Here is a 17,317-nt window from a genome sequence, read left to right on the forward strand (position 1 = left end):
AATTCGTAAGAATTTTCTTGAAAAGCCTCTTCAGGAATTTCAGGACTATTGTCAGGAGTAATAATGGTGTAAGGTTTTCCGCAATGTCCGTCCGAATTTGCTCAGATGCTTACCGCTATGAAAAACAATGCCAATAATACAGTTATTTTCATAATTCCTACTTTTCCGCCATTTTAACGGCTGGTATTATGATATATATTTGTCTACGAGTATTCAACAGAATTTACTTCAGCGACTGCAGAAGAAAAACTTATCCGGAAAATCTGCAGGCACCAAGGCAAAGTGAATAATGACTGCAGTCGGGACAATCTTCTGAAAAATTGTTTGACCTGAACTTTTCTAGTTTATCGGATTCAAGCATTTGTTTGAAATCATCTTCAAGAATATTTCCGAGGACCAGATCGCTCTGTTCGCATGGTCTTACGTTGCCGTAAAAATCCACGGCAAATTTGACGATTCCGCATAGGCAGGAGCCGAATTTTAAGTTCTTGAACAGACTAATATCGCCTTTACACCTTTCAAAAGGAATACCGAAAATGACTGGAAATCCGTATTTTCCTGAAAATTCATCGGCAATTTTTATTATTCCCAGTTTTTCATCAGTGCTCAAAGCAAGTTCCTCTTTATTTTCAGCTCCCCTCCCAGATGGTGTAAAAAAATTGATTGTCGCCGAATCACAGGAAAAGGCAAAGGCAAATCTCAAAAGATCGATTATTTCAACTAAATTTATTTTCATGGCAGTCACCGATAGGTTTACCCTGAATCTTCTCTTTTTGGCATGAGCAACAGCTGATTTTACATTGTCCAAGCCTCCGCTTTTGCATATATATAAATACTTTTCATCCATGAGTGTCGGGAGGGAAATGTCTATTAAGTCGAGTTTTTTTAGATCAATCCTTGAGAAAATATTGCGGTCAAGATTTTTGCCGTTGGTCGCAAGACTTATGAATTTTACATCAGGTCTGCATAATTCAATCAATTCCGGCAGTTCAGGGGATAAAAGCGGTTCACCGCCAGTAAAGCAGATTCCCGTTGGTTTTATTTTCTTTATTATGTTTTCAAGTGCCTTTTTTTTGTCTATATTGGTTTTTCCGCTGTCTTGAAAATTTCTATTTTTCCAGATATTGTAGCAGTATAAGCAGTCATTGTCGCATTCCCTGGTGATCTCGAAAACGACAAACAAATCATTCATGGGAGAGCAGGTCTCTAAAAAGCGTGTCCATGAATGGCATTATGGTTTCAATGTAAACGATATCGGCTTTTGTTTTTTCCAAAATACCTGCGTAAGATTCATAAACCGAATCGCTTAAAATTCCTTCGTTTCTCAGCGATTCAATTTCACCTAATATCGCCTGAAGACTTCTGTCAATATCCATTTCGTTGATATCTGCCGAGCGAAGATTCAAGGGTATTTCCCATTCCCATTTGCGGAGAATTTCACTGGATACTGATATTTTCGCGTAAGTCTCCAAGTTTAAAACAATGTTGTCGAGGGCGGAATCAAACTGATCTTTCGTTATCTTTCCTTCATCCATCAGTCTGTGGACAGTGTCCGTTCTGGAGTCTATGGTCTTGATAAGCCTGTCAAGTCTTATTTCGATAGAAGTAGGCATCATCCTTGTTGTGTATAAGTACCCGGATATGTATTTAATTCGCGATTCTGCGATTGCGGAAAGCAAGTCAGTTTCAAACGAATTTAAAAGTCCTTCTTCATTCAGACTTTCCAACGAAGCCACGGCTTTTTCCAAATAAGATCTTTGTCCCGACATGTCGATGTATATGTAATGCAACTCTGAAGCATCTGAATCCGGATGACTGTAGTCAATAACCCCGTCAAGCTGCCTCCACATTTCCCTGTAATCACCCCAGTAAGAAGAGGTCAAAATTCGACCCGCCCTTCCATCCTCTTTTCCGTTTTCGACGGGTTTATGCGAGCCTTCCTCCCCTTTTCGGAGACTGCATTTGATAATGTTCATCGGTATTGAAATTGAAAAAACAAAAGCAAATGTTCCTATTTTCTTAAGTAGCTGAATTCCTTTCATCAAAATACCTCTCTGTGTTTTTGCGGCGCCAAAATCTTAAAAGTTTGTTATTTCATTCTTCGGTGCAGAGATCTCTGAAAAGCGAATCCATAAAAGGTGCTATTGAATCGAATACCGCGAGATCGGCAAGAGTTTTGTTGTAAATTTCGACGTAGTCCATGTATTCGTCTTCAGTCATTCTGCCGTCCTCCCTGATAGAGTCAAGCCTCGACATAGTAGCCTGAATTACAACTTCGATGTCGATATTGTCATTATTTTCCAGAGAGGGATTATATCCATATTTCGCATCCCATCCCCAAGATTTGAGATATTCATGAGCGATTTGCATTCGTGCAAATTCATTCAGGTTCCTGACGATGTTTTCCAGAGCTGAATCAAGCTGCTCGTCGGTTATCAGCTCTGAACGTTTCAATTCTTCAAGTTCAACAATCATCATGTTGATTCTTTTTATCCTGTCGTCCATTTTTATCTCAATCAGAGGCGGTATTGATCTTGTAAGGTGGTTAAAACCTGACATGTACTGGATTTTCGACTCAGCCATGTCTGAGAGTAATTCCATCTCAAAACCGGAAATCAAGCTGTTTTCCTGAAGATCCTTAAGTGAAATCAACGATGCTCTCAGGCTATCGCTCGGTTCTCTCAAATCGATATATTTGAATTCCTGTAACAAGCCCGAATCATCCGAAAATCCATAACGGGCGACTTCGTCCATCTCTCTCCACGCCTTCCTGAACCTTTTCCAGGAATCAGTGGAAGTTATTTCATAAAAACGCCCTCTGTGCTCACGGTTTTCTTCGCCGCTGGATTCCTGCCCTTTTTTTAGGTTTAAAACACATTTAAAAAAAGTCAGAGGAAACGATACTGACGCTATCATCATGTGTATCCAAAATTTAGAATAGATAAGTTTCATAACTGTCTTTAATCAAGCAAAATAAATGATTCACCGAGAGTGGTTCGGTTGTTTTTGATACGGACAATATATTTTCCGGAAGTCAGGGGATTGCCGTTGCTGTCCATGGGTAGCCAAAATAAATCGTGGTTTCCTGCTCTGAAAAAACCCAGTATCGAATTAAATACCGCCCTGCCCGAGATATCGAAAACTTCAAGAGAAACCTCACCATCCTCCGTCATGAAGAACGAAATCTCAGAGGGATTCAAAGACCTGTCAAAAACCATTCCGAAAGCCTGAGTTTCAGGGTACGGCTCTACGTTTTCGTCGACGAAAACATCCACCCCGGACCTGTAAAGGATTTCGGTATTTCCGTCGGAGACCACAAAAACTCTCTCCGGACCGAAATAGCCTGTCCAAGCTGTATAAAAAGAATCGTTCGCGTTGAACTCCAGTTGGTTTAAACCTGTGATAATATCCCTTAAAACAACGTAAGAATGAACGTTGACGAATGTGTCGTATACATAAAAAAGAACTTCAAAATTAGCGTCTTGGTCGAAATCGCTGGACAATCCCAAAATATCGAAATAATAGACTTCTGAAGGAAGGGGCAGGGAAAACGAACCCAAAGAATTAAATCCTGTGTCCATCAACCAAAAAAAATACGTTTGGTTGGGCTGAACAATCAAAAAAGGTTCAGAAGGAATGCCTGTCGGAGCGAAAACCCTGACTGCCCTGGTGACTTCAATTTGAGAAAATACTGTGCTGAAAGATGTAATCAGAAAAAAGGCAAAAAGAAATCTTTTCATTTTAGCCTCCTTTTTATGGTTCCGAAACGGTAGAAAATTTTAGAGAAAAAGACTGGGCGGTTTTTCCTCCGTTCCCGTCCAAGACTTCAACCGTGACTGGAAAAGTGCCCTCACTGGGAGTTAGCCATGAAATAATGCCGTTTCTATCGACGGTCATTTCCGAGGGGGATTGGGTCAACGAATAAGTGAGAATGTCTCCGTCAATATCAAAAGCGGCTATTTGATATGTATAGGTCCCTCCACCTGTTACCACAGGAGGCGATGAAGTTATAGACGGAGGAGAGTTTGAGATTATTACAGAATTTGTTGAATATTTGACTCCGTTTCCGTCTGTCAATTCGAGCGTCAATTCATCTCCTCTTTTAAAACCCGAGAGAGAAATGACAGAGTCCTCTGCTCCGGGTATGGTTACACCGTTTTTATACCATTTGCAAGAAAAGCTGAAGTTTGACCTGTCGCCAACAATCTCTATTCTCGTAATTCTCAGTACATCAGAAACCGTCACGGAGTCTGGTCCTATTCTTGCTGCGGCTATAGAAGCGGATGAAGGCGATAAAAGAATGAGAACTTCGGATTCAAAGATTCTAATTTTGCCGTCTTGGAAAACTACATAGACTACCGTCTTGATTTTAGCTCCGACAGGAATCTGAGAGGTCTGGAGAGTCTTGGAAGCCATTCCAATTGTTTCCTCTTCTACCACCCACAAATTGTAAATTGAATCAACTCCAGGAACTGAATAGTAATAATCGGCTGATATGACATCGCCTCGGGTTGGGTTGACGGGAACAAGACGTATTTCCATACCCGGAAGGTTGTTGTCTGATTCCGAGGAACCGTTTTGACCTGAAGGCGTGTCATCCTTAGAGCAGGAAAACGCGAATATCAGAGTTGCAGAGATAAATATCATCTTCTTCATTTATTCCCCTTCCGTAATTTGAGCCTGATTTTCATCCAAGGCTTCAAGGATCCATTGGTAAATCGTGTCGCTCAGTGATATCTCTTCTCCCGCATCCTCTGGAAGCTTGAAATATTCGACATAACCGTCTTTCCCTTCAATCGTAGGAAAAGCGAAATTCGCGTCCAAACCTGGTAACAGGACGAGTTTTGAGATGTCATTCGTCAGATTTCTCGCTGAAGAACTTTCGAAAAGTTTACTGGCGTTATCAGGAGACACAAATTGGTCTTCTTCACCATGGAGAAAAAGAAAGTAGCAGTTTGAATTTCCGATTTTTTCAAGAGGTTCAAAGTCGAGAAGGGATCTCGCATAGGCGAGGTTTTCCCTCTCCCCTGGAAAACCAGCTATTTCAGTCCAGTATTCGTCTGTATTTCTAAGATTTTCCAAACCCAATTCAAGGTCTTCAATTTGCTTTCTGAGCCTTTCTTCAGACCACTGCCTCTCTATTGCCTGAAGGACAAGCATCTCGATATTCCCTGAATCCACAGGATTAAGGGAAGTAGCTCCGAGTGATACGACACCTTTTATTCTGTCTTTATAGGCCGGATCGGAAGCGAGATCAAAAGCTATTAGAGCTCCTTCTCCATGTCCGATGATAAAAACATTTCCGGTGTCGACACCGGGTGTTGACATCAGATGGTCTAAAGCCAGGGCGGCGTCTGAAGCTAAAACGCCCCAATGCAGAGAGTCATAACTGCCCTCGCTATTGCCCGTGCCTCGTTTGTCGTATGTCAATACAGCAAAAGAACCTGTCGAAGCCAATTTGTGAGCGAGGGAGGAAAACACTCCCATTTCGCGTCTGTCGACCGCGGCGCTCGAGTGTATGAACAAGACACCCGGACTATTATCACCGGATATCGGCAAATATAGGGATCCGGAAAGTCTCACTCCGTCACTGCCGCTGAATACGGCTTCCTCTATTTTGTAATTTTCAGGATTGAATGAAAATATTTTTGGTTTGGCAAGGGTCAAAGGAGCTTCCGAATCTTCGAAAATGCTCAGAGTTACACCCGAAGGAAGAACTACCCTGGATTGTAGCAACGTCCCGGCTCTTCCGTCACCCCTCATAATCGTCCTCACGATAGCGTAGACGCTGTCATTACCCCAGAACAACATTGAATCCTTTTCAATTTCTTTTCTGTAGACAATCCTGAATTCCGCTGTATCTCCTTTCAGCCTCGTCAACTCTATAGCCGCCCCACCCCATTCACCAAAAGCTGAAGGTATGATGACCGGAATTTCCTGAACTCTCTCCCAGACAGAGTCTTTAAGTATATACCTGTTTACGAGAATTTCTATAAGCAGAGCCCTATCCCACTCTATTATCGCAGGTCCATCAGGATCCTTGGGGTCACTGTTGTAGTACCTCGGAGAAGAGACAACACTGTTTTGGAGAAGTATTATCCAGGGTTTTTCGTATTTTAACCTGAAAGATATTCTTTGTCCGGGTAATTCTTCGAAACACCTGTAACTTACTACCTGTGAAGACGCGACCCCGGGGGCAAGTATCAATTTTGATTCGTATGTTATCGGCCTTAACCTGAAAGGCCTCTCCTGGGTAGAAGAGACTATTATCGTGTCATGGACTTGTTCCCTTTTGATTGTTTCATAACCCACTTGATTGTTATCGACGGCTATGTTGTAAGTTGTTTGAGGAGGAAGGGGGGAGATTCCCGAAGAATGTCTTTGGGAGCAAGAAATCAGTAATACAATGGGCAAAAACACTTCTTCTATTTTCATGTTTTCTCCCTTTTTATAAGCTTTACTCTATTGAAATACAAAGACCAAAAAATATCAATGACTTTCTCCCAAAAACATCTTCAAAGCATGAGGCATAATCTTCGCCACGACACCAGCGCAAAGCTTTGCGGCTTTGACAGAGCCGGGAAAATTTACGATTATCGTCCTGCCCTTGGTTCCCGCGTAAAGCCTTGACAGCATCGCGTTCGGAGTCTCTTTTAAGCTCTCGACTAAAATTGCCGTCGACAGCCCTGGAAGTTCGCGTTCGCAGTATTTTTTTGTGACATCGGGAGTTACATCTCTTTCGGATATCCCTGTTCCCCCGCTCGTAAAAATAAAATCGCAGTCGTAGTTTTCTTTGAAAGCTTTGAGTATTGATTTTTCTTCATCGGGGACAATCCCGCGCTTTATCTGTGCTTTGGGATACGCCTCTTTAATCACATTTTCTATTTCAGGGCCCGAAAGGTCTTCGTATACTCCCGCGTAAGCTCTGTCAGATATCGTAATAACAGATACTTTCACTGTCTATTTCCCCTTCCTCCATAACTTCGGCGAAAACGCCTTTTTTAGGCAAAGCGCTGATACCTAAAAGCTTTTTTATGGCGTTTTCATCTTCTTTTTTCCCTATCTGGGTCACCTTCAAAACCGCTTTGCCCAGGTGAATTTCGGTTCCAATCGGAAGGTTCGAAAGGGCAGCTCCTTTTGTAGTGATGTTTTCCGCGAAATCGCCAAATGTTATGTCGGTTCTTTCTTTTGCTATTTCATTGATGTCTTCAATCGCGAGCAATGTGACTTGCCTGTGCCATTTTCCGGCGTGAGCATCCCCTTGTATTCCCCAGTTTTTTTTCAAGACAATTTTGTCAACAGGCGTTTTTTTCGTTCCCCTCTCATTGGATACATTGACTGAGAGAACGAAAAAATATTTTTTCATCATAAATCCTTTCTCTTTTCTACAAGCTTAATTCCCGTTATTCTCATATTCCTGTCAACGGCTTTACACATATCGTAAATCGTCAAAGATGCTATCGCAACCGCTGTCAGAGCTTCCATTTCGACGCCTGTCTTGGATTCTGTCTTCGATTCGGCGCTTATCAGTATTCCGTCTGGAGCGAAATCAAATGAAAGTTTGACGTGCTCAAGCGGGATGTTGTGGGAGAGAGGCACCAGTTCAGGTGTTTTTTTTGCGCCTTGAATTCCAGCTAAATTCGCCACAGCGAGCACGTCGCCTTTTGCGACGGCGTTTTCTTTGATTAGATTTAAAGTCTCTTTTGAAAGCTCGATTTTACCTTCAGCCCGAGCGAATCTGTTAACCAATTTTTTCCCCGAGACATCAACCATTCCGGCTTTTCCTAGTTCGTCTGCATGAGTGAACTTCATTTATTATCCTCCTATCTCGCTCATGGTCCTGTTGACGCAGACATATCCCTTACTGGGCTTTGCCATAATTGTTTTGATAATGCTCCCTTGGATGTCGTTGAAATCAACTTCAATTTCAATGTTGCTGTGAAGACAGGGTTTGAGTTTGCCGTCTGAGAGCAGTCTTATCCTGTTGCAATCCTCGCATTTGGGAGGTCTGTCGAATGTAGTTTCAATTTTTTTTTGACCGAGGTTGTAAGCATTTATAAGCTGGAGAGAGATCTCGAGTTTCGCACAGAATTCCTTCATTTTCTCGATGTCTTCTCTTGTTGTGTCATTGAGAACCACTGTGTTGATTTTGACGCCGAGACCCGCTTCTATTGCTTTCTCGATGCCTTTGAAAACCGGTCTTATATCCCCCACCCGTGTGATTCTTTTGTATCTTTCGGGATCTAGTGTGTCGAGTGAAACGTTGACTCTGTCCAGTCCGTTTTCTTTCAACTTGACTGCCTTATCTGCCAGATAAGTTCCGTTGGTCGTCATGCAGATCTCTTCTATTTTTCCTATTTCATCTATCATAGCCACCAGGTCCTCAATTCCAACACGTACCAGCGGTTCGCCTCCAGTGAGTCGTATTTTTTTTATTCCCAATCCGGCAGAGGCTTCGACAATTTTTACTATGTTTTCGTATGAAATAATCGATGAATGCTTTTTTTTCTGAACACCTTCTCTGGGCATACAATAAAAGCATCTAAGGTTGCACCTGTCGGTGACGGAAATTCTAAGGTAGGTTATTTCGCGGTTATATCTGTCTAACATCCACTTGCGACCCGGGCTTAAATACTTTCTGCCCTATGTCAAATTTTAAAAGCGCGTTTGACCTTGTAAGAGCCACTATGTCTCCTGAGCCATGGTAGTTAACGTTTTTGACTATTCCCTGATCTATTTTCACCGGCAAATATTCGACCCTCTCAGCTGTTTCTCTGATGCGACCTTCCTCGTATATCCCTTTTTGGGTATTCGGTTTGTACGAAAACTTCATGAGATTGTACACAAAAGGCTTAACAATCATCTCAAAGATCACGAAGACCGAAACAGGATTTCCTGGCATTCCAAATGCGAATTTTCCTTCCCTCTCTCCGAACATCGTCGGTTTTCCGGGTTTTATAGCCAAAGAGTCGAACCTTATTTCCAATCCGTTCTTTATAAAAGCCCTTCCCGTCAAATCCAAATCTCCCACTGAAGAGCCTCCTGTAATGAGTACTATATCGCATTCATCGAGGGCTTTGCCTATTATGCCCGTCATTTCGTATAAATCGTCAGAAACTCTCATGTAAAGTTTTTTTCTGAAAAAGCATGAATCCAGAAGCGAGGAAATTTCAAATAGGTTGCTGTCGTATATTTTACCGTAAGAAAGCGGCCTACCAGGCTCTTCGAGTTCGTTTCCTGTCGTTATGACTCCAATAAGAGGACTGACTGGCATCATTATTTCCCTGTATCCCGATGAAACAAGAACGCTGATTTCTTTTGGTCCAACAATGCATTTTTGAAGGACTATTTGGTCTTTTTTTACGTATTCTCCCTGTTTGACAATGTTTTGAGCTTCTTCGGCTCTTATTATTTTCATTTTTCCGTCTTTTTCTTCAGCGTATTCTTTTCTGATTATGGTGTCGGCTCCCTCTGGAACTATTCCGCCTGTCATTATTTTCGCGCATTCTCCGCTCGAAACCTTTTTTTCAGGCGTTTTCCCCGCCGGGATGAACTCAGTTATTCGGAATTCGTCGGACAGATCTACAAAATCATAGGCAAAACCGTCCATTGCAGCTTTTTTGTAAGGGGGCAAATCCATCTTGGAATACACATCGTAGTTAAGTGGTCTTCCAAGAGCATTTTCAATGAGTACCGGTTCACTTTTTAGAACCATTTTCTTTCCCAAAAGAAATTCGACAGCTTTATCAGGATGAAGCATCAATTCTCCTTTTTTGGTTTATTATCTGTCAAATTAAACTTTTTGACAACATCTCTGTGATTAATCCCAGCGAATAGCAATCTTGACATACAACAGGAACTAACTTATAATTTTGTGAATTTCTAAACAAGGGTTTTTTTTCGCTGTAAAACCCACACCATAAAATGACGGTTTTTGACAGAGTTGACTTCAGTTGAGGGTTAAAAGACTCTCGCAAAAGACAAGGAGGACTAATGGCAGAGGTAATCAACGTCGGGTGCAAAACTCCAGCGAATGTCGCAGAAACACTTTCAAGGACTACTTGTGTCCAAAAGACGGCAGCTTCCAACTGGAAGCTCATTATTTTGGGAATTTTTGCCGGTGTCTATATCGGATTCGGAGCTTCGATAGCGACATTGGTCGCCTCGGACTCGGCAAAATTTTTCGGTGTTGGAATGGGCAAATTTTTCACGGGGGCGGTTTTCAGCGTTGGACTCATGCTCGTCGTCATAGCCGGAGCGGAACTCTTCACGGGAAACAACCTCATGCTAATGAGCGCTCTGGACAAAAAAGTTTCAATCTTTAAAGTTCTGTTCAAATGGCTCGTGGTCTATTTGGCGAATTTTATCGGTTCTGTTCTTCTCGCGTATCTTATTTATTTAAGCGGTCTTTGGAAAGGCGGAGAATTTTTAACCGGCATCACAGCTATTAAAATCGCATCCGCGAAAGTCAGTCTTCCCTGGGTTGAAGCTTTTGTAAGAGGCATTCTCTGCAACATACTCGTATGCCTGGCAGTCTGGATGGCTCTAGCCGCAACCAACGTAATCGGAAAAATTTTCGCGATATTTTTCCCGATAATGACATTCGTAGCCATGGGTTTTGAGCACAGCATCGCCAACATGTATTTTATTCCTCTGGGTCTTTTCCTCAAAGGAACAGCAGCAGCAGGGGCTTCAGGGCTCGACTTGAGCACATTGACGTGGGCTTCTTTCTTTATCAAAAATTTGATCCCCGTCACTCTCGGCAACATCGTTGGTGGAGCGGGATTTGTCGGTGCCCTGTATTGGATGGTTTACGTAAAAGACAATAAATGAAGAGCAGCGCTGCTGTTATTCTCGCCGGTGGAAAAAGCACCCGGTTCGGGAGTGACAAAGCTTTTGCAAAATTCGGGGACTCGACTCTGGTCGAGTCCGTTTTCTACTGCCTGAAAAAAATCTTTGAAAATATAATAATCGTCACAAATAACCCCGGGCATTTTCCACGTTTCGATGCATTGATTGTCAAAGATAGAGTCGCCGGCAAAGGTCCTTTAGGAGGTATCTATACGGGACTAAAAATGTCAATTTCACCCAGAATATTCGTTTTTGCATGCGATATGCCTTTTTTAAATGAAGGTTTTATCAATTACATGATTTCTATAGATAAAGGAGATGTAATCGTTCCGAAAATCGGCTGTTTCACGGAGCCACTGCACGCAATATACTCATTATCATGCCTTGAACACATTGAAAAACAGCTTCTTGTAAACGATAACAAGATCCAGAATTTTTTTGGAAAAGTTGACACGGTTTATATAGCGGAAAAAACATCGAGAAAATTTGATCCGGAACTTAAAATGTTTTTTAATATCAATGAAAAAAAAGATATCACCAGGATCATCAATGTATAAAAAAATCCAAATTACAAGGTTTGACCTGCGAACAGGAGAAAGCAAGCTGGAAGACAGAATCATAGTCGAATCTGTCCTCAGGATTTTCATCAACGGATCCCACTTCTCATCCCTTGTCTGCACTCCATCTTTCGTCGAAGAGCTTGCTGTAGGCAACCTTTTTTCGGAGGGATTCATAGAAGATTCGGAAGAAATATCTTCCGTCAGGAAGAGCGAAGAAGGGACATCGGTTTTTGTTGATCTTAAAAAAGCGACTGACCATTCATTCGCCGATAATGAATTTATAATAACTTCCGGATGCGGCAGGTCTTCCACAGCATCATTCGATTTCGAGGGAGAGATAAAAAAAAATCAGACTCCAGGAGACGTCAACCCGATATTCATTCTCTCACTTTTCAGAGAATTCCATGAAAAATCCGTTTTATTCTCCCAGACGGGGGGTGTCCATTCAGCGGCTCTCTGTGATGAAAACGGGATAATTTCGTTCATGGATGACATAGGCAGGCATAACGCGGTCGATAAAATCATCGGCAGATCTCTTTTACAGGGGGAAAAAGGCGAAAACAAGTTTTTAATATTTTCCGGAAGAATTTCATCTGAAATCTTTCTCAAAGCTCACAGATTCGGAGTCTATATGATAGCGTCGCGTTCAGCGCCTACAGACAGATCCGTTGATATGGCGAAGGCTTCAAACATCAGACTCATAGGCTTTGCAAGAGGTCAAACACTAAATTTATATAACTGAAAATACGGCGTTTTCTGACTGCTGCTTCGCCGTATTTTCCTGCCGGTTGTCTTTTCTGGCCTATTCCATGTCCAACAGATTTAGTTCAGCCTGGGTGAAAACAGGCCCGTCTGTGCAGCAGTACTTGTGTCCGATAAGACAATGCCCGCACTTTCCGATTCCGCACTTCATGTGCATTTCCATTGTCGTAATAATGTCTTCAGGTCTCATTTGCTTTTCTTCAAGAGTCATATTCGTGAATTTTATCATTATGGGAGGGCCACAGACATAGGCTACGGTCCTCGACGCGTCGAACTGAACTTTCTCGAAAAGTTTGGTTACAACTCCGACGCTTCCTTTCCAACTTTCATCTGGGCTGTCCACAGTTCTCAATACTTCGACGTCATCGTATTTTGCCCATCTTGCCATTTCATCATCATAGACGCACTCGGCTGGGCATTTAGCTCCATAGAGTATCCATATCTTCCCGTACTTTTCGCGATTGTTGAAAACGGCGTTCATGACAGACCTTAAAGGCAATAGACCTATACCTCCAGCGACAAAAAGAACGTCTTTTCCTTCGTATTCCTTCCATGGAAAAGAGTTTCCATAAGGACCTCTGACAAAAAATTCTTGCCCGTCCTTCAGATCATGCAGGGCGTCAGTCAGCGTTCCCACTTTTCTGACAGCTATTTCAAGATTGTCCCCTCTTTCGCAAGTTGAAGTGATTGATATGGGAGCTTCGCCTTTTCCGAAAATGGACACTTGAACAAACTGTCCCGGTTTCCAGGCAAAAGGCTGTCCGTCCTTGAATTCCAGTGTGTAGTGTTTTACGTCGAAAACCAGATCATTTACTTTTTTTATTTTTACCGCTCGGGGTAGATATTCATTTTTTTCCATTATATCGCTCCCTTACATTAAAGACTGAAATACTTCTTTTATGTCGATTTTTACCGGACACGAATCATAACACCTCCCGCAACCAACACACCCAGTATCACCGAATTTCAATTTATCCCATAATATCTTACAGTAGTAACGGTTGCGTGTACGTTGTTCTTTTCTTTCTTTTGGATTGTGTCCTCCGGCCATCCTAAAATATCCGCTTAAAATACAGGAGTCGATTACCCTCATCCTCAAGCCTTTGTCGTCTTTTTGCAGGTCTTTCACATTGAAACAAGTGCATGTAGGACAGACATAATTACAGGCTCCGCATGACAGACATCTGTCTGTTATTTCTTCGAGAACTTTTTCTTTCACAGGATTTGACATCATATTTTCGAGAGCTATCTCCTTTGTGAAATTTGTGGCCACCGGCAAAGTCATGGCTTTTTCTTTTTTGGATTCCCAAAGTTTCACTTCATCGGTTTTAGCTTGCCTGAATAGAGAAGAGTTTTCTGAAATTAAAAAACTCCCCTTTTCACTGCCGACATTGACAAAATAATCCCCGTTTTCCATATCGGTCAATTGAAGATCAAATCCATTTTCTGCAAACGGTCCTGTTTTCATAGTAGCGCAGAAACAACTCTCAGAAGGAGGAGTCAGGCACGCCATGGTTATTAAAGTCAATTTTTCTCTCGCTCTATTGTAATAAAAGTCTATGAATTCGCGTTTTGAGAAAAAATTATCCGTGTATTTTATCGCGGCCGCGTCACAATTCGGCAAACCAAACAATACAGTCTCTTCTGTTTGGTCAACACTCCTGAGCTTGGTCGTATTCCCCACTTTTTCAAATTCTATCATCGGTTCAATTTGCCCGAACAAAACTTCCCTCGCTGAAGGCATTAAAGGTTTGTGGGCTTTTAGAAGTATGTTATGTTCCTCTTCTACGGGCAGAAAAGCTACATCACCAAACTCATTTTTTTGCATGGCAAAAACTTTAGAGTTCTTTCTCATACCGGAGACAAATTTGAGAAGGTTCTCTTTCGAGATAATCAATCTATCGGCAGCCATTAGTTCTCACCTCCGATTTTAACAGCGCAAATCTTATATTCAGGTATCTTTGCGACGGGATCGAGCGCGTTGTTGGTCAGTTTGTTCACCGACTGCTCGGCAAAATGAAATGGTATAAATATGGTTCCTGGTTTTGTCATATCAACTACTTTTGCTTTGACGCGGATATCGCCTCTTCTCGATGAAACCCTGACTTCGCTTCCATTTTTGATCGAATATTTTTTTGCGTCTTCAGGATTTATTTCAACATAACATTCAGGAACTTCTCTTTCGAGGGTAGATGTTCTCTTCGTAAGAGTTCTTGTATGGTAGTGATAATATGTTCGCCCTGTGGTAAGGACAAGAGGGTATTCATCATCCGGCAATTCCGCGGGTTCTTTGAATTCTATCGCAGTGAAAAGCCCTTTGCCTCTTGAAAACTTTCCGTCTTTGTGCAGATAAGGAGTTCCGGGGTGTTCAGCAGTCGGACATGGCCACTGAAGTCCGAAGTTTTCTGACAGTCTTTCAAAACTCATCCCATGGTAACTTGGCGTTAAAACAGCTATTTCGGAAAATATTTCTTGGGCAGTTTTGTATTTCATTTTGTATCCGCACTTCTCGGCTAAATCGCAGATTATCTCCCAGTCTTGTTTGGCCTCTCCCGGAGGATCAATAGCTTTCCTGACTAGCTGGACTCTTCTCTCGGTATTTGTAAAAGTCCCGTCTTTTTCTGCGAAACTCGCACCGGGTAGAACCACATCTGCCATCTGGGCAGTCTCTGTCATGAATATGTCCTGAACTATCAGAAAATCCAGGGATTTTAAACCTTTCTCAACGTGGGCAATATTCGGATCAGATACCATTGGATTCTCACCGAGAACATAAAGAACTTTAAGTTTGCCGTCTATAGCCAAATCAGGCATGTCTGTAACTGTCGTGCCAATTTCTCCTGAAAGGTCATCAACACACCATGCTTTTTCAAATTTATCCTTGATCTTTGGATCAGACACCGGTTGATAACCGGGATATACATTGGGAAGACCTCCCATATCACAAGCGCCTTGAACGTTGTTCTGCCCTCTCAATGGATTGACCCCAGTGCCTGGTTTCCCTATATTTCCAGTCAACATAGCAAGATTCGCGCAAGATTTGACATTGTCCACACCAGTTGTGTGCTGTGTTATACCCATGCAGTAGAGTATCGCGGATTTTTTGCTTCTAGCGTAAATCCTCGCGGATTCAGCAAGATCTTTTGCGGGGATACCGGTAATTTTTTCAACGTATTCAGGAGTATATTTCTTTACGGTATTTTTCAATTCTTCAAAGTTTTCAGTGAAATTCAATGTGTATTCCTTATCTTCGAGACCTTCATCTATTATGACATTCATCATCCCGTTGATAAGGGCTACATCTGTACCAATTCTATGTCGTAAATGGTATTTTGCGTGTTTTGAGAGCTGAATGTTCCTTGGATCGGCGAGAATAAGGGTCGCTTTCCCATTTTTTACGGAATTGATTATTCTCGATGCTACAAGAGGATGCTGTTCAGTGGTGTTGGAACCGGTGACGAAAAATACTTCGGTATCTTCGAATTCCGTCACTGAATTCGTCATAGCGCCCGAACCCAATGTCGCGGCGAGACCCGCCACGGTAGAAGAGTGTCAAAGCCGAGCGCAATGATCTACGTTGTTTGTCTTGAAAACCGCTCTTGCGAATTTTTGAAGAATGTAGTTCTCTTCATTAGTGCATTTTGCCGATGCGAAAAAAGCGAGGCTTTTCGAACCAAACCTTTCAAAATGCTCCTTCATTTTTCCAGAGACGAGATTAAGAGCTTCTTCCCATGTAGCCTTTCGGAATTTTCCATTCTCTTTTATTAAAGGTTCAGTCAACCTATCCGGATGCTGGACAAATTCCGCGGCATTCCACCCTTTTACGCAAAGGCTTCCTTTGTTTACCGGGTGCTCTCTGCTTGGATAGACACCGTTTATCCTGCCGTCTCTAACTTTGAAGTAAAATCCGCAACCACATCCGCAATAGATACATGTAGTCAATACCCTCTTTTCACTAGACAAAAACCCTCCTTATCTCTTTTTATGTTTTTAGTTGTATATGTATAGCAGTTTTTTCTCATTTTAACGGTTATTATTCTCTGTGTCAAACTTTAGCATTTTAATCCTAAAAACCAACTTTTAGACATCTAACTTTTTTTGGAAGCATTAAAATATTCAATCTGAAGGAAGGGTGTTTCAAGAAACCTGATATCCGTTCAGGTTTTTCCGCGGGTATAAGAGAAAGACCAGGAATCCCTTCTCTAAAAATCGACCTCAGGCAGATGGTCGAAGGCGTTAGGCCCGTTAAATGAGAGCTCAACGTGCTTGCAGTCGGCATGCTGAAACCTTTCCCTCACATATATTCCATTTTCGAAACCAAGACCTTTTCAAAAGCTTTAGACATAAAAAAGAATATGGCAAAGTTTGCGGATTTATGAAAGGGCGCAACCATGAAAACGTCTTTTATAGATCGTCAGAAAACATACAGTACTCCCAAGAAAGTTAAAGAACTCGACGATTTTTATCGTGTCCGGAAAAGGTCTGGGAAACAGTGCGTTCGAATATTTAATTAAAGCTATTGAGACCATATATTGCGTGGAAAAATCATCTGGATTAAATTGAACATTGGAACAAAGGATCTTTATCTCTGAAAACTCAGAACACTATCACGTCGGCGAGTTTCCTCGCCATCTCGGAACTCTTTTTAGAAAAAGCGCAATCTCCTTCGATAAAAATTGATACATGAGGGTTGATATATTTCAGCGCTGAATTGCTCTCTATAATCAGATAATCAGTTTCATTTTCCCTTGCGAGATCAACCACGTGATGAATTCCTCTGTTTAAATCAGTGAAAAGTTTTTCAGGTCTATCGGGATTCGTCCTACCGTGCCCGAATTTAATGATCTTTGTCTTTTCCTTTGGAAGCTTTTGAAGCAAGAGTCTCGCCGTGGTCGTCTTTCCAACTTTGCTGCATGCGCCAGAAACTGTGATGATAATCATTCGGAACTTATCAGGTAAAACAGCCTAATTGACAGGAAACTATTTTAATTTTCAGACGATTACAGTATCTGCCGATTTCTTTTACATCCACACCCAGTTCTGATGCGGCTTCGAAAGCTTTCGAGCATTCGATGCATTCTTTGTTGTCTCTCATGATCATTTTTCGCCTTATTGTTGTTTCAATTTCTTCAGGAACCATCAAA

Annotated in this window: 19 protein-coding genes; 3 read left to right on the top strand and 16 right to left on the bottom strand. The window is 41.9% G+C overall.

Annotated elements, in window-relative coordinates:
• Nucleotides 1-250 precede the first annotated feature (250 nt).
• The 11 genes from JXA84_07150 to JXA84_07200 form a co-directional block, all read right to left on the bottom strand.
• Entirely contained in the window at nucleotides 251-1,192 is a 942-nt protein-coding gene (locus tag JXA84_07150; GenBank protein MBN1150976.1) for a radical SAM protein, read from the bottom strand.
• Complete coding sequence (locus JXA84_07155; GenBank protein MBN1150977.1) at nucleotides 1,185-1,976, bottom strand: hypothetical protein; 792 nt, start codon at nucleotides 1,974-1,976, stop codon at nucleotides 1,185-1,187. Before JXA84_07155 ends, JXA84_07150 begins: the two co-directional genes overlap by 8 nt.
• Nucleotides 1,977-2,094: 118 nt before the next feature.
• Nucleotides 2,095-2,952 (bottom strand): hypothetical protein, encoded by an 858-nt coding sequence (locus tag JXA84_07160; protein MBN1150978.1) that lies wholly within the window; start codon nucleotides 2,950-2,952, stop codon nucleotides 2,095-2,097.
• A gap of 8 nt (nucleotides 2,953-2,960) precedes the next feature.
• Nucleotides 2,961-3,740 carry a hypothetical protein gene (locus tag JXA84_07165; GenBank protein MBN1150979.1) on the bottom strand — a complete coding sequence of 260 codons (780 nt, stop codon included), beginning with the start codon at nucleotides 3,738-3,740 and terminating at the stop codon, nucleotides 2,961-2,963.
• 13 nt (nucleotides 3,741-3,753) lie between these two features.
• Complete coding sequence (locus JXA84_07170; protein ID MBN1150980.1) at nucleotides 3,754-4,656, bottom strand: hypothetical protein; 903 nt, start codon at nucleotides 4,654-4,656, stop codon at nucleotides 3,754-3,756.
• The gene (locus tag JXA84_07175) at nucleotides 4,657-6,435 is read right to left on the bottom strand and encodes an alpha/beta fold hydrolase (GenBank protein ID MBN1150981.1); all 1,779 of its coding nucleotides are present in this window, start codon (nucleotides 6,433-6,435) and stop codon (nucleotides 4,657-4,659) included. It abuts the gene before it with no gap.
• A 54-nt stretch (nucleotides 6,436-6,489) separates the two neighbouring features.
• Complete coding sequence (locus JXA84_07180; GenBank protein ID MBN1150982.1) at nucleotides 6,490-6,957, bottom strand: MogA/MoaB family molybdenum cofactor biosynthesis protein; 468 nt, start codon at nucleotides 6,955-6,957, stop codon at nucleotides 6,490-6,492.
• A complete protein-coding gene (locus JXA84_07185; GenBank protein ID MBN1150983.1) occupies nucleotides 6,929-7,366 on the bottom strand; it encodes an MOSC domain-containing protein in 438 nt (145 codons plus the stop codon). Before JXA84_07185 ends, JXA84_07180 begins: the two co-directional genes overlap by 29 nt.
• Nucleotides 7,366-7,812: a cyclic pyranopterin monophosphate synthase MoaC gene (gene moaC / locus JXA84_07190; protein MBN1150984.1), complete on the bottom strand. Its 447-nt coding sequence runs from the start codon at nucleotides 7,810-7,812 to the stop codon at nucleotides 7,366-7,368. The genes JXA84_07185 and moaC overlap by 1 nt, the downstream gene beginning before the upstream one ends.
• A 3-nt stretch (nucleotides 7,813-7,815) precedes the next feature.
• Nucleotides 7,816-8,610 (bottom strand): radical SAM protein, encoded by a 795-nt coding sequence (locus tag JXA84_07195; protein MBN1150985.1) that lies wholly within the window; start codon nucleotides 8,608-8,610, stop codon nucleotides 7,816-7,818.
• Nucleotides 8,594-9,760, bottom strand: coding sequence for a molybdopterin molybdotransferase MoeA (locus JXA84_07200; GenBank protein MBN1150986.1), 1,167 nt, complete (start codon nucleotides 9,758-9,760; stop codon nucleotides 8,594-8,596). The genes JXA84_07195 and JXA84_07200 overlap by 17 nt, the downstream gene beginning before the upstream one ends.
• A 233-nt stretch (nucleotides 9,761-9,993) precedes the next feature.
• Here JXA84_07200 and JXA84_07205 point away from each other — a divergent pair, with 233 nt between their 5' ends.
• Genes JXA84_07205 through fdhD form a run of 3 tightly spaced genes read left to right on the top strand, consistent with a single transcriptional unit; the run spans nucleotide 9,994 to nucleotide 12,153 of the window.
• A complete protein-coding gene (locus tag JXA84_07205) occupies nucleotides 9,994-10,833 on the top strand; it encodes a formate/nitrite transporter family protein (GenBank protein MBN1150987.1) in 840 nt (279 codons plus the stop codon).
• On the top strand, nucleotides 10,830-11,408 hold the full coding sequence (locus JXA84_07210) for a molybdenum cofactor guanylyltransferase (GenBank protein MBN1150988.1): 579 nt from the start codon (nucleotides 10,830-10,832) through the stop codon (nucleotides 11,406-11,408). The genes JXA84_07205 and JXA84_07210 overlap by 4 nt, the downstream gene beginning before the upstream one ends.
• A complete protein-coding gene (gene fdhD, locus JXA84_07215; GenBank protein MBN1150989.1) occupies nucleotides 11,401-12,153 on the top strand; it encodes a formate dehydrogenase accessory sulfurtransferase FdhD in 753 nt (250 codons plus the stop codon). Before JXA84_07210 ends, fdhD begins: the two co-directional genes overlap by 8 nt.
• Nucleotides 12,154-12,213: 60 nt before the next feature.
• Here the strand turns inward: fdhD and JXA84_07220 are convergent, their stop codons facing one another.
• The 5 genes from JXA84_07220 to JXA84_07240 all read right to left on the bottom strand — a co-directional run bounded on the left by JXA84_07220 (nucleotide 12,214) and on the right by JXA84_07240 (nucleotide 17,313).
• Nucleotides 12,214-13,032 carry an FAD/NAD(P)-binding protein gene (locus tag JXA84_07220; protein ID MBN1150990.1) on the bottom strand — a complete coding sequence of 273 codons (819 nt, stop codon included), beginning with the start codon at nucleotides 13,030-13,032 and terminating at the stop codon, nucleotides 12,214-12,216.
• A 12-nt stretch (nucleotides 13,033-13,044) separates the two neighbouring features.
• On the bottom strand, nucleotides 13,045-14,085 hold the full coding sequence (locus tag JXA84_07225; GenBank protein MBN1150991.1) for a 4Fe-4S dicluster domain-containing protein: 1,041 nt from the start codon (nucleotides 14,083-14,085) through the stop codon (nucleotides 13,045-13,047).
• Nucleotides 14,085-16,136 (bottom strand): formate dehydrogenase subunit alpha, encoded by a 2,052-nt coding sequence (gene fdhF / locus JXA84_07230; protein MBN1150992.1) that lies wholly within the window; start codon nucleotides 16,134-16,136, stop codon nucleotides 14,085-14,087. The genes JXA84_07225 and fdhF overlap by 1 nt, the downstream gene beginning before the upstream one ends.
• A gap of 633 nt (nucleotides 16,137-16,769) precedes the next feature.
• On the bottom strand, nucleotides 16,770-17,114 hold the full coding sequence (locus tag JXA84_07235; GenBank protein ID MBN1150993.1) for a hypothetical protein: 345 nt from the start codon (nucleotides 17,112-17,114) through the stop codon (nucleotides 16,770-16,772).
• Nucleotides 17,115-17,124: 10 nt separating this feature from the next.
• Entirely contained in the window at nucleotides 17,125-17,313 is a 189-nt protein-coding gene (locus tag JXA84_07240; protein ID MBN1150994.1) for a hypothetical protein, read from the bottom strand.
• Between the last annotated feature and the right edge of the window lie 4 nt (nucleotides 17,314-17,317).

The organism is candidate division WOR-3 bacterium (assembly GCA_016926475.1).
In the GTDB taxonomy this organism is placed as follows: Bacteria; SDB-A; SDB-A; order SDB-A; family SDB-A; genus JAFGIG01.

Excerpts from the sequence above, each read along its gene's own strand:
- JXA84_07210 (MBN1150988.1), top strand. The coding sequence starts at position 10,830 with ATGAAGAGCAGCGCTGCTGTTATTCTCGCCGGTGGAAAAAGCACCCGG.
- JXA84_07155 (MBN1150977.1), bottom strand. The coding sequence starts at position 1,976 with ATGAACATTATCAAATGCAGTCTCCGAAAAGGGGAGGAAGGCTCGCAT.
- JXA84_07170 (MBN1150980.1), bottom strand. The coding sequence starts at position 4,656 with ATGAAGAAGATGATATTTATCTCTGCAACTCTGATATTCGCGTTTTCC.
- JXA84_07165 (MBN1150979.1), bottom strand. The coding sequence starts at position 3,740 with ATGAAAAGATTTCTTTTTGCCTTTTTTCTGATTACATCTTTCAGCACA.
- JXA84_07185 (MBN1150983.1), bottom strand. The coding sequence starts at position 7,366 with ATGAAAAAATATTTTTTCGTTCTCTCAGTCAATGTATCCAATGAGAGG.
- JXA84_07220 (MBN1150990.1), bottom strand. The coding sequence starts at position 13,032 with ATGGAAAAAAATGAATATCTACCCCGAGCGGTAAAAATAAAAAAAGTA.
- JXA84_07240 (MBN1150994.1), bottom strand. The coding sequence starts at position 17,313 with ATGGTTCCTGAAGAAATTGAAACAACAATAAGGCGAAAAATGATCATG.
- JXA84_07235 (MBN1150993.1), bottom strand. The coding sequence starts at position 17,114 with ATGATTATCATCACAGTTTCTGGCGCATGCAGCAAAGTTGGAAAGACG.
- JXA84_07175 (MBN1150981.1), bottom strand. The coding sequence starts at position 6,435 with ATGAAAATAGAAGAAGTGTTTTTGCCCATTGTATTACTGATTTCTTGC.
- JXA84_07195 (MBN1150985.1), bottom strand. The coding sequence starts at position 8,610 with ATGTTAGACAGATATAACCGCGAAATAACCTACCTTAGAATTTCCGTC.
- JXA84_07200 (MBN1150986.1), bottom strand. The coding sequence starts at position 9,760 with ATGCTTCATCCTGATAAAGCTGTCGAATTTCTTTTGGGAAAGAAAATG.
- JXA84_07160 (MBN1150978.1), bottom strand. The coding sequence starts at position 2,952 with ATGAAACTTATCTATTCTAAATTTTGGATACACATGATGATAGCGTCA.
- fdhD (MBN1150989.1), top strand. The coding sequence starts at position 11,401 with ATGTATAAAAAAATCCAAATTACAAGGTTTGACCTGCGAACAGGAGAA.
- JXA84_07150 (MBN1150976.1), bottom strand. The coding sequence starts at position 1,192 with ATGAATGATTTGTTTGTCGTTTTCGAGATCACCAGGGAATGCGACAAT.
- JXA84_07225 (MBN1150991.1), bottom strand. The coding sequence starts at position 14,085 with ATGGCTGCCGATAGATTGATTATCTCGAAAGAGAACCTTCTCAAATTT.
- moaC (MBN1150984.1), bottom strand. The coding sequence starts at position 7,812 with ATGAAGTTCACTCATGCAGACGAACTAGGAAAAGCCGGAATGGTTGAT.
- JXA84_07205 (MBN1150987.1), top strand. The coding sequence starts at position 9,994 with ATGGCAGAGGTAATCAACGTCGGGTGCAAAACTCCAGCGAATGTCGCA.